Below are 12,078 nucleotides of genomic sequence, written 5' to 3'. Positions count from 1 at the left end.
GAATACTGACTAACATATGAATGTGATCCGGACAAGCATTGGCTTCATGGATAACGACACCTTTCCGTTCACATAAATCTCTTATAATTTCTCCAATGCTTTTTTTGTATTTTCCATAAATGATTTGTCTTCTGTACTTTGGCGCAAATACTATGTGATACTTACAATTCCATGTTGTGTGTGCTAAACTATTCATGTCCTTCACAGGGCATACCTCCTTCGATGATGAGATGAAGTGGTCGGGAAACCAACTTTATCCTATCATGAAGTGAGGTTTTTTTAATACCACGCTAGAAGCTCTTTTGAACCCCCGGCATAGCCAGGGGTTTTCTAAACCACTAATAAAAGCTGATGCGATAAACCGCATCAGCTCATTCAGATTATTATTGATTTTGTCTGCTTTGAATCTCTTTAACAGCAATAATCTTTAAGGCCTCCATCTCTTCAGACGACAAACGCTGCTCTAACATTTCTTGTACTTCATTAGGACTTAGTTCACCCGTTTGAGCTTTGCTCGCCACGTCTGTTATTTCCCCCATTGAAAATTCACTTAACACAACAGTTAGTGCTTCTTCCTTTGTTTCAAAAGGTAGTTCTTTATCAGCTTCAACGTCAACGCTGCTTATTAACGCTTGAATTTCAGGATCATTCATCAGTTTTTCCAATTCTTCTTCATTACTTAGCACTTGATTGGCAACCTGATCAATCATTATATCTGAAGCCGTACTAATAGCAAAATTATATCCAAAATATCCTGCTACTCCCAGTATAAGAAGTACACCTAATATCCATTTCCACATATATGCTTTCTTCCTTTCATAGAGTCTATCTTCTATGATAACATACTCTCTAAAAACCTATAGATTAAACTTCTTTTTTCCTATATTAAGTTAGAAATCCTGGCTTCAAAACGCACAAAAGCACCCATTAAGGATGCTTCGGCATGTGCTGTTGACACATTTCTATCATTTCTTCAAGTAAATCCTTCTTCCCTAATACTGTCCAAGGAACCTCAACTCCTCTACCAGGTGCTAGTGCTTTACCTCTATACTCTTCTTTCTCATTAGTAGCAATATAAACATCCCAACTCCACTTTGTCACTTTATTTCTAGGGTCTACTCCCCCTACATGATCAATTTCAACAAGATAATAATTCTGCACTGTAAACTCTTTTACGTTATTCATAAAACCACTCCTTTCTCCAATATATATTCGAGAAGAGGAACTTAATGTCCTATGAAAATCGATAGACAATAACTGACATGATTTGGTGCGAGTTTAACAGACTTACATATAGTTTCATTATGATTCTTTCTTCATGGATGACTAACGGGAATCATAAAAATATTTGTATTAATGATCTTTCTAGTATGACCATAGTGCAAAACGTTAAATTAATGATAAATTACAAGCCAAACTTTTGTTATTCTTCCTTTTTTATATTTAAGAAATTTTCAATTAGTTTTACATTTTCATCTTTCGGATAGGTTTTGTATAAACTACTTGCTAATTGAACAGGGTTTCCGAAAAAATACCTTTCATATTGGGTTTGTCTTGAACCGAATGAACTCATCGTAAGATCCCAAGCTAATCGAAAAATCTTAACCCGATCCTCTGCATTTTTATTTGCTCCTTGAAGATACTTGTCAAGATCTGCTCTAATAGCAGAGTGAAAGGCTTTATCAGTGGGCAAAGATACCATTCCACTAGCCCCAATTAATTGGACAATCTCGCAAAAGCGAGGATAAATTCTAGGGAAAATGTTAATGGCCGTCTTAAGAGGAATAATACTTGGACGCATATATCCCCATTGGTCCAATTGTGCATCATTTTCCGATTTGTCTAACAGGGCTTTCATCGTTTCAAGCCCAATTATAATTTCAGATAACTTTTCTTGTACATGTTGATACTCATCGACATTAATTGTGTCCACAATAAGCTCTGCTAGGCCTAAAATAAATTCTGTTTTTGCAATTTGTCTAGTCACCGCTTGATGTATAGCAAAATGATTAAATGAACCTTGAACGACGAAATCGATAGCAGCTTCAACATTGTCATAAAAAAATACTCGATCCCAAGGGACTTGCACATTGTCAAAGACAAGTATCGAATCCATTTCTTCAAATCGTGAGCTTAATGGATGGTCAAAATGGGATTCTCCCCCAACAAAAGTTTCTCTGCAAATAAATTTTAATCCTTTTGTATCAGATGGAATGGAAAAGGCAAATGCTTCATCAGGATCTAAGAATAATCTATGAGGCGTACTGAATACAAATACTTCATCCGTTAAACCACCCTGTGTGGCTAAAAGACGTGCTCCCTTTATAACGATGCCTTTTTCATTTCGATCAATAACCTTAGCGGCTATTGGTTCTCTCGAGGATTCAATATAAAACTGCGAGCGATTTACTTGGGGAGTTACAAATGTATGTGTAAACGAAAGGTCTCTTTCTTTAGCTCGTTCATATAGGGATTGAATATTTTCTTGAAAACATTTGTCTCGGCCTTTTAATAAGGGAGCAAATGAAGCAAAACTCATGATAGCGGTGTTCATATAGTCTGGACTTCTTCCCATCATGCCACCAGTATGTCTAGCCCAATGTTCAATCATCTTTCGTCTCTTCGTTAAATCTGCCTTTGTTTTGGGTTGCAAGTATGAAAGTCCGATAGGTTCTCCCGTTTCTGGTGATATAAACGTCATTTCTTCTTTCAGCTTAGGATCATATTGCATATCATAAAGGGCGGCTTTTGTTTGAAGAAGTCCTTTAAAGGCTGGGTGTTCAGTGATCTTTCCCTCAATTTTTTCTCCATCAAACCAAATTTCAGTATTTAGCTGATTTAATCGATTAATAAGATCTTTTCCGTTAATAGCTCCCATGTTACCACTCCATTGATTACTTAATTATTTTATAAAAGCCGTATTATTGTTATATTTTATTGAGTGTCATGAGCACGCGTTCCCCTATTTTTTTAAGAATGTAGAAATGTTGAAGAACAATAATCAATTCATCCATTGTCACTCATAATAAAAAACCTTAACAAAGCCTTAACTCAAATAGCGTTAAGGCTTCTATTACGCAAACTCCTTTAAAACAATACTATCCAAAAATCATTTAATTAATGACATCAAGTTCTCTCCAACTTCTATGATTGTTTTCATGGGTGAATTTTCATAAAACACTTTGCCTTGTTTTGTAGAAACTACGTATGGCTTAAGCGAAGAAGCACTCATCAGCAAAGGCTCGAAGCTAAAAAGAGCGAAGCAACAGAGCTAAGCTTTGCTCAATTGAACAAAAATCTTGATCGTCACACTGGAGAATATGTGAAATACACTGGTGAAATTGTTCAAATTCAAGATGATAGTGATATAACAATCATTCGATTAGCAGTTACTGAAGATAGTTACGGATATAATTACAACGATATTATTTGGGTAGAATATGAAGGTTATACTGATTTTATTGATGAAGATATCGTAACAGTGTATTGAACAATTTTCGGTTCTCACTCTTATACAGCGCAACCAGGTTGGAGATAACTTTGCCTGCCATATTAGCTGATATTATTGAATGATAGATAGAAGCCCATTTTTGGGCTTTTTCTTATATAAATTGAACTAGGAGGAGATAACATGGACTCTTAAATCAAGCATTTAAAAAATGTTTCGTATTTGGAATGACGTTAACTCTGTGAGAAAAGTGACGTGTAGGAAAACGAATTGGCAAACGTGTTGATAGGAGAAAAGTGGTAAACTTTTAAGAAATTTATTTGATAAACTGTCTTTTTTTGTCGAATTTAACAATTAACTCTATTTTTGTCGTACCATTATCTTTGTAGCATATACAAAAGGAGGATTTACGATGAAAAAGGTTTTTAAATTCGGTTGTCTGCCTATTGTTGGTCTATTTATTTTAATAGCTATTGTAGGTAGTTTTATGGGTGGGGACGACACAACGACGACCACCAGCGCGCCAACTGACGAAACAGAAGAATCAATAAATGAGCCAACTGAAGAAGAAGTTACAGAAACAGTCGGTATTGGAGAAACACTTGAATTAGGCGAGGCTAGATTTACAGTTCATGGTATCGAAACAGGTGTCACTGAAGTTGGAAATCAATATTTAAACAAAAGTACAACTGGTCAATTCGTCTTAGTTGACTTGACATTTTTAAATGAGGGCACCGAAGCTGTTATGACAGATACCTCTTTTTTCAAGCTTCTTTCAGGCGACAGAACCTTTGATGCTGATGGCGAAGCATCAATGTATGCAAATGATGAAAGATCTTCATTTTTCCTAGAGAGCGTTAATCCTGGTATGGATCGACGAGGGATTGTTGTTTTTGAAACCCCTGCTGATGCTTCAGATTTTATTCTTGAAGTTCAAACTGGTTTTTGGGGATCTGAAAAAGCTCAAATTGTACTTGAATAATTTTCAATGAGCCTGTAAAAAGGCTCTTTTTTTCTTGATTGAAATAAGAACGTTCCTTCGTATATCATCAATAAAAAAGAGATGGTTCATGTTTATAAATTGTAAAACACGCATTATTATTCGTAACATTAACTTGTATGATAAATTGACTAGTGTTGAGGATTTATCTGTGAAAACCAGAAGGATAAGTGAAAATATATTACTTGTGATCCAAAGCTTAGCTATACCTCTGTCCCCTTGTCTTAATACGGTTCTTTTTTTATATCAACAAACACTTCCCGAGAAATATTACCGCCGTTACAGTAGCTTTGAACATCGTTTCTAAATTGACTCATACTAATAGCTAGACAAACCTCCAAGCATAACCTGGCATTCAAGCATGATCTAAACCTAGTGCTCTGCCGTAATGATAGGAACTTTATGAGTAAAAGCACTATGTTTAATGCAATTTAAACGTATTCTAAAATGTTGTGATCTTCCTTAACTCTCGATCCATTCATTATGCCATACACACGCTGTAATCTTACTTGAAAGTGATCCATTATAAAATATATATAGGAATGTTTAGGTCATGACAGTATGCAAACTACAGCAGATGTGTACATACATGTATCAAAAAACTCGATAAATTCAATCGATAAATATGAAGAATACTTGAACCAAATAAACGAGTAATAAATTTTTTAGTTTTATTGTTCATATTTTGGTCATTGGAATAGTAGAAAAAAGAAATAGCGCTCGACCAAATTAAATAAAAACCCTCAACGCCAGTAGCGTCAAGGGTTCTCTAATCTTAATAGTTTTGTAGGTATTGGTCGCGTTCCCAAGGGTGAACTTGTGTGCGGAACATATCCCACTCGATTTCTTTTGCTTCAACGAAGTGTTCAACAGCGTGCTCGCCAAGTGCTTGCACCATTACTTCGTCTTTTACAAGCTTATCAACAGCATCTTTAAGAGTAGCTGGAAGATCGTTGATTCCTTCTTCTACGCGCTCTTCTTTGCTCATGATGTAGATGTTACGGTCTGTTGCAGGCGGTGGAGTAATTTTCTTCTTGATTCCATCAAGTCCTGCAGCAAGCATAACAGCCATAGCAAGGTAAGGATTTGCTGCTGGGTCTGGGCTACGAACTTCAACACGAGTACTTACGCCACGTGAAGACGGGATACGGATAAGCGGACTACGATTACGCATAGACCAAGCAACGTATACAGGTGCTTCGTAACCAGGTACAAGACGCTTGTAAGAGTTTACGATTGGGTTTGTGATTGCTGTGAATGCTTCAGCATGCTCTAAAATACCGCCTAAGAAGTGCATTGCTGTATCACTTAATTGACTTTCAGTTGATTGGTCATAGAATACATTGCCACTGTTATCAAAAAGAGACATGTTACAATGCATACCTGAACCGTTCACACCGAATAATGGCTTCGGCATGAATGTTGCGTGAAGGCCATGCTTACGAGCGATTGTCTTAACAACTAACTTAAATGTTTGGATGTGGTCACAAGCTGTAATCGCATCTGCATATTTAAAGTCAATTTCATGTTGTCCTGGAGCAACTTCATGGTGAGATGCTTCAATATCAAAGCCCATATCTTCAAGCTCAAGTACGATATCACGACGGCAGTTTTCCCCTAAATCTGTAGGAGCTAAGTCAAAGTAACCACCTTTATCATTAAGCTCAAGTGTTGGCTCTCCGTTTTCGTCATTCTTGAAAAGGAAGAATTCAGGTTCTGGACCGATATTGAATGCTGTAAAGCCCATCTCTCTAGCTTCGTTAAGAACACGCTTTAAGATTCCACGAGGGTCACCTTCAAAAGGAGTAGGTTCTTCACCAGGCTTACCAGGCATGTAAATATCACAAATAAGACGGGCTACTTTCCCCTTTTCTGGCGTCCAAGGAAATACTACCCAAGTATCAAGATCTGGGTATAAATACATATCAGATTCCTCAATACGAACAAATCCTTCGATTGATGAACCATCAAACATCATTTTGTTATCAAGTGCCTTTTCTAATTGGTCAACTGGAATTTCAACGTTCTTAATTGTCCCGAGTAAATCTGTGAATTGAAGACGAATAAAACGTACATTTTCTTCATCGGCGATACGCATAATATCTTCGTTACTGTATTGTGCCATCCTATGTAGTCCCCTCTCAGTATTCTAATTTTATTAAAAAAACGAGCCACCTTCTACGGTACAAGTATGACTGTTTTTTCTTACCCTCTTTTTCTTCATTAAAACATTTGTCTAATGAAAAAATCTTGATAATTGACCTTGAATAATGGAAGCACGACCTAAGCGTCCAGCCATAACAAGCTCACTTTTAAGATGTTCTCTTAATTCTCTGTCTGTCATTTTCTTTTCAGTTTTCTTTTCTTGGGTTGCATGTGTCTTTGCTTGTTCTTTCAGCTCAATGACTTGCTTAATTCCTGAAATATTAACACCTTGCTCAATCAATGCTTTAATTTCAAGCAATCTATCGACATCGCGAAACGAAAATAGACGTTGATTGCCTTTTGTTCTAGCCGGAGAGATCAGACCATTCTGTTCATAATAACGGATTTGTCTTGCTGATAATTCCGTTAATTGCATGACGATACCAATCGGAAACAATGGCATATTGCGACGAACTTGGTCATTCATGCTAACACCTCCTCCGCTTACATCACAATACTACTAAATGTCATCTAAAGTGTCAACTTAATGTTAGGTAAGTTAACATAAAATTATTTGTTTTCACGCTAAATTCAGACAATTTTTTCATAAAAAGAATGATGACTCATGTTTATACTAGCATCCCCAAATTAAATTGACGTATTCAAGTTGATATAATGCTAGTGAGCCATCATTTTTCAATTAATCTAAAATGCTATCAAGTGCTTGTAAAACGGCAATTTTGACATGTTCATACGTCAGACCGCCTTGTACATATGCGACATATGGAGGACGAATTGGTCCATCTGCTGTTAATTCAATGCTCGCACCTTGAATAAAAGTCCCTGCTGCCATAATGACAGGATCCTCATAGCCTGGCATAGGACTTGGTTGTGGCGACACATGAGCGTTAACTGGAGACGCCGCTTGAATCGCTTGGCAAAATGAGATCATCTTTTCAGCATTCGGAAAATGTACTGATTGAATTAAATCAGTACGTCGTTCGTTCCATTTTGGTGATGTACTCATACCAACTTCCTCAAGCAAAGCTGCTGTAAAAATAGCTCCTTTTAAGGATTGTGAGACAACATGCGGGGCGAGGAAAAAGCCTTGATACATTTCAAGTAAACTATAAAGGCTTGCTCCCCCCTCTGCTCCAATACCAGGTGCGGCTAAACGGTAGGAAGCTAATTCAACGAGCTTACGTTTACCAACGATATATCCACCTGTTTTGACAATTCCCCCACCTGGATTTTTGATTAATGATCCAGCCATTAAATCCGCACCAACCTCACATGGCTCTCGTGTTTCAACAAACTCCCCGTAACAATTGTCTACAAATATAATAACGTCTTCTTTAATACCGCGAATAAACTGGATCATTTTTTCAATTTCAGCAATCGTATAAGACGGACGATCTCCATACCCTTTTGAGCGTTGAATACCAATTACTTTCGTCTTTTCGGAAATAGCCGCTCGAATGTTCTCTTCATCAATCCAACCAGAATCGAGTAACGGGACCGCTTGATAGCCAATGTTAAATTCTTTTAAAGAGCCATTTCCGTTACCACGAATACCAACAATTTCTTCAAGTGTATCGTATGGCTTACCTGTGATATACAAAAGCTCATCACCTGGTCTAAGTACGCCAAAAAGAGCTGTCGCAATCGCATGTGTACCAGAAATGATTTGCGGGCGAACAAGTGCTGCTTCACCACCAAACACATCAGCATAAATCGATTCTAATGTATCTCGTCCCGTGTCATCATATCCATACCCTGTAGAAGGAGTAAAATGAAAGTCAGATACTTGATGCTTGCGAAAGGACTGCATCACTTTTGCTTGATTGGTCAGAGCAATCGCTTCTATTTCTTTATGGTGATCTCTGATTTGTTCTTCAATACGTTCTGTTAACTGTTCAAGCTTTTCTTGATGCTGTAATTGACTTAACATGCTTTATTCCTCTACTTTCGTTCGATTCAATAATTCCTGTCCAAGTGAAGAATTTGGAATGACAAACCCTTGTAAGTGGTACGCTTCTCTCTCTTCATCAAAGACATTGGTTTTCAGTAATGTATGTTGCTTACATTTGGCAAGAAGTTTTCCTTCACTCGGCTCTAGCCACACATTATAGCGAGATAGTTGTTGTGTTAACTTATCTTCAATCACCATCTTTAGCTGGGCAACATCTTCTGGGTCAAATGCACTCATTTCAACAGATGCTTCTGTACGAGTTGGAAAGAAATCAGGCACTTGATTTTCAGCTTTGTTGTAAATAAGTAATTGCGGAATCCCATTAGCCCCTAATTCTTCAATTAATTTTTTAACAGTCCGTTCATGCTGTTCATAATCTGGATGTGAACTATCGACAACGTGTAGTAATAAATTAGCTTGCTGTAGCTCTTCTAATGTTGATCGAAAGGCAGCCACAAGAGTTGTAGGCAGATCCTGAGTAAATCCTACTGTATCTGAGAGCAAAACCGTCATTCCACTAGGTAAAGTAAATTGTCTCGTCGTTGGATCAAGGGTCGCAAAAAGTTGATTTTCTTCATACGTATCTGCTTGCGCCAGACGATTAAGCAAAGTTGACTTTCCTGCATTCGTATACCCAACAATTGCTAATTGTAGCACCTCATTTTGCTTGCGACGGTCACGGTAACGCTCTCTATGACCTACTACCGCTTCAAGCTGACGTTTGATTTCATCCATACGTCTACGAATATGACGGCGGTCAGACTCTAATTGTGTTTCACCAGGTCCCTTTGAACCTATTCCTCCTCCTTGTCTTGAAAGTGCCAGCCCTTGACCAGCAAGTCGAGGTAGCAAATAGGATAGCTGCGCGAGTTCAACTTGGAGCTTCCCTTCACGTGACTGAGCTCGTTGTGCAAATATATCTAAAATTAATTGTGTTCGATCAATCACAACAGCTTTTGTACGGGTATGAACATTGCGTACTTGACTTGGTGAAAGTTCATCATTAAAGACGATGCTATCCGCTTCTGTTTCCTCCACTAATTGAATCAGCTCGTCTACTTTTCCTTTTCCGATGTATGTTGACGGTTCAACCTTTTGTCTCTTTTGTGTGAGTGTCGCCACAACGATTCCGTTCGCTGTCTTTACTAAACTATTTAATTCATCTATAGAACGTTCAAATGCACTGTCATCTTCATCAAACTGACAGCCAACAAGAATGACCTTTTCGGTATCTCGGTGATTAATCTCTTGCAATCAATTCCACATCCTTCATCTCTGTTAAAATCTAGCGTCTATCCTCCATCTTACCACGAAATAGCGCGAAAAAGAAAAGCTAGAAAATGTCCTAGCTTTTCTTTAATTCAGCTTCACGTGAGAAGTATGGAATTGAAAGTCATCTCTCTTAATTGTGATAAGCGCTTGCCGATCATATTTTTGCTCACGTAAAAGTCGAACGGCTTGCATCCGAATCGCTTCCTCAATGAGATTACGAATATAACGGCCATTGCTAAACGTGCGCTCTTGTTCTTGCCGAATACGTCTTAAATGTTCCTTAACGTGCAATTCTCCGTCTTTTGTCAACTGATATTCACGCTCTGATAACATCCGACGCACAATTTCCATCAATTGATCAGTCGTATAGTTTGGAAAATCAATTGCAATTGGAAAACGTGAAGGAAGGCCTGGATTGAGAGAGAGGAAATAATCCATCTCACGAGAGTAGCCAGCTAAAATTAGAACAAAATCATGTTGGTTATCCTCCATTGCTTTCACTAACGTATCAATCGCTTCCTTACCAAAATCCTTTTCTCCACCTCGTGCTAAGGAATAAGCCTCATCAATAAAAAGCACACCACCATTTGCTTTTTTTAAAACATCTCGTGTTTTTTGCGCTGTATGACCTATATACTCCCCCACTAAATCGGCTCGTTCAACCTCCATGAAATGCCCTTTTGACAACACACTCATTTCATATAAAAAGGAGGCAATGATTCTTGCAACTGTTGTTTTTCCTGTTCCTGGATTGCCTTTGAAAATCATATGAAGGACTTGTTTACTAGCTTTGAGTCCGTATTGCTGTCTTCGCTGATTAATGTAAAGCCAAGCATAAATTTCATTAACAAGTCTTTTAATTTCTTCAAGTCCCACATATTTTTCTAGCTCCGTTTCAAAACGCGATAAAATATCATGTTTTTCTTTTTCCTGTTCCGTTTGAAAAAGCGATTCCGTACGGTCGACTTTATCAATAGTCTTGTGATTGATGACGACATTGATCCGACCTTTTTTCCTTACATTTACTGGGTTATTCATGCTACTCACCCCTTTACTCCGAATACCACTCAAGTCCATTTTTAGTTCCTTTAACACTATACGCATAAATAGGCGAACATGTGACAAATGCCCATTTTTTTGTCCTTCTTAATTTTTTAGAGCACTACAACAAATAAAATGGTAAACTAATGGATTAAGAAGGGAGTGAGAGAATGGAGCCAGAATTCCCTGCATTTATTGAAGATTATCTGAACCAACTCTTACTAAAGGGGAGAAAGGATTCAACAATTAGACGATATCAATATGATCTATTTGATTTTTCAAACTGGCTAAGACAAGCTCGGCAAACGACAGAAGTCATTGATTGGAAAACGATATCAACAGAAGAATTAGAGCTTTTTTTTGAGGAATTATCAAGCGGTCGTAATTATCATATCCGAACGATCAGGCGCATTCATAGTGTGTTAAAGCAAGTATCACGTTACCAAAAGTCGCTTGGCTCTAGTGAACTCAGACCGATTGAGGATATCGAACCACCAGAGCTAACAGCGAACCCATTGTCGGAATCTGAATGGTTAACAGAAAAAGAGCGAACAGTTTTATTACGTTCTGTTATGTCTGATCACGGATTATCTGATCAACAAATGGAGACCTTTCATTTTTATAAAGAGCGAAATGTCTTTATGGTTCGTCTTTTCTTACATTATGGTCTTACTTTACGCGAGGTACATCAATTATCAATGACAAATATCAAGTTTGAACGAAACGAACTAGTAATCGATCATGAAAGTGCTCCAGCACGAAACATAACATTAGAGGAACAAGATAAAAAACTAGCGTATACGTACTATAAACAAATACCTGAGCCTGTTCGCCCTCGCTTACATAGTGCAGATCCTTTTTTTGTTGCTTTTGATTTTAAGCGGAAGACCTTTCATTGGTCTTATGATGATGATGGTCCAAAGCGAATGACTATAATTGCGATGCAGAAGATGCTTAGAATGGAAGTGAAGCGTGCCCAGCTTAGAAAAGGAATCAGTGCGCAAACACTGCGCCACACCTTTATTTTACAGAAATTGATAAACGGAATGTCACAAGATGAATTGATCGATATTATCGGCTACACTTCACCACTATCAATTAAACGATACCTTAACACTGCTCAGCACATGACGAAAGAACAAATCGCTCGTTTAAACAAATAAAAGCAAAAATGGTGCTCGAAGTATGATCTGGCACCAT

12 protein-coding genes are annotated in these 12,078 nt (G+C 37.7%); 3 read left to right on the top strand and 9 right to left on the bottom strand.

From position 1 onward, the window contains the following. The 4 genes from tnpA to hpaB form a co-directional block, all read right to left on the bottom strand. The coding region (gene tnpA / locus IQ10_RS13750; protein ID WP_144451074.1) for an IS200/IS605 family transposase at positions 1-196 on the bottom strand (196 nt) is incomplete at its 3' end. Between the two features lie 187 nt (positions 197-383). Continuing rightward, positions 384-800: a hypothetical protein gene (locus IQ10_RS13745; RefSeq protein WP_144451065.1), complete on the bottom strand. Its 417-nt coding sequence runs from the start codon at positions 798-800 to the stop codon at positions 384-386. 127 nt (positions 801-927) lie between these two features. Then, on the bottom strand, positions 928-1,185 hold the full coding sequence (locus tag IQ10_RS13740; protein ID WP_144451064.1) for a hypothetical protein: 258 nt from the start codon (positions 1,183-1,185) through the stop codon (positions 928-930). Between the two features lie 238 nt (positions 1,186-1,423). Continuing rightward, complete coding sequence (gene hpaB, locus IQ10_RS13735; protein WP_144451063.1) at positions 1,424-2,878, bottom strand: 4-hydroxyphenylacetate 3-monooxygenase, oxygenase component; 1,455 nt, start codon at positions 2,876-2,878, stop codon at positions 1,424-1,426. Positions 2,879-3,187: 309 nt separating this feature from the next. Here hpaB and IQ10_RS13730 point away from each other — a divergent pair, with 309 nt between their 5' ends. Then, a complete protein-coding gene (locus IQ10_RS13730; protein ID WP_144451062.1) occupies positions 3,188-3,490 on the top strand; it encodes a hypothetical protein in 303 nt (100 codons plus the stop codon). A 370-nt stretch (positions 3,491-3,860) separates the two neighbouring features. Further along, the gene (locus tag IQ10_RS13725) at positions 3,861-4,430 is read left to right on the top strand and encodes a DUF4352 domain-containing protein (RefSeq protein ID WP_144451061.1); all 570 of its coding nucleotides are present in this window, start codon (positions 3,861-3,863) and stop codon (positions 4,428-4,430) included. A gap of 793 nt (positions 4,431-5,223) precedes the next feature. Here the strand turns inward: IQ10_RS13725 and glnA are convergent. From glnA to spoVK, 5 genes are all read right to left on the bottom strand, one after another. Next, entirely contained in the window at positions 5,224-6,573 is a 1,350-nt protein-coding gene (gene glnA / locus IQ10_RS13715) for a type I glutamate--ammonia ligase (protein WP_144451060.1), read from the bottom strand. A gap of 111 nt (positions 6,574-6,684) precedes the next feature. Next, positions 6,685-7,080 (bottom strand): MerR family transcriptional regulator, encoded by a 396-nt coding sequence (locus IQ10_RS13710; RefSeq protein WP_144451059.1) that lies wholly within the window; start codon positions 7,078-7,080, stop codon positions 6,685-6,687. A gap of 213 nt (positions 7,081-7,293) precedes the next feature. Continuing rightward, on the bottom strand, positions 7,294-8,544 hold the full coding sequence (locus IQ10_RS13705; protein WP_144451058.1) for a methionine gamma-lyase family protein: 1,251 nt from the start codon (positions 8,542-8,544) through the stop codon (positions 7,294-7,296). Positions 8,545-8,547: 3 nt separating this feature from the next. After that, positions 8,548-9,819: a GTPase HflX gene (hflX, locus tag IQ10_RS13700; protein WP_144451057.1), complete on the bottom strand. Its 1,272-nt coding sequence runs from the start codon at positions 9,817-9,819 to the stop codon at positions 8,548-8,550. 102 nt (positions 9,820-9,921) lie between these two features. Beyond that, a complete protein-coding gene (spoVK, locus tag IQ10_RS13695) occupies positions 9,922-10,875 on the bottom strand; it encodes a stage V sporulation protein K (RefSeq protein ID WP_144451056.1) in 954 nt (317 codons plus the stop codon). A gap of 173 nt (positions 10,876-11,048) precedes the next feature. Between spoVK and IQ10_RS13690 the strand changes: the two genes are divergently transcribed. Continuing rightward, on the top strand, positions 11,049-12,041 hold the full coding sequence (locus IQ10_RS13690; protein WP_144451055.1) for a tyrosine-type recombinase/integrase: 993 nt from the start codon (positions 11,049-11,051) through the stop codon (positions 12,039-12,041). Positions 12,042-12,078: the final 37 nt, after the last annotated feature.

Source organism: Halalkalibacter nanhaiisediminis (genome assembly GCF_007830185.1).
Lineage (GTDB): Bacteria > Bacillota > Bacilli > Bacillales > Bacillaceae_D > Halalkalibacter > Halalkalibacter nanhaiisediminis.
The sequence above is the reverse complement of the archived record's forward strand: the minus strand, read 5'-3'. Positions and strand labels throughout refer to the sequence as shown.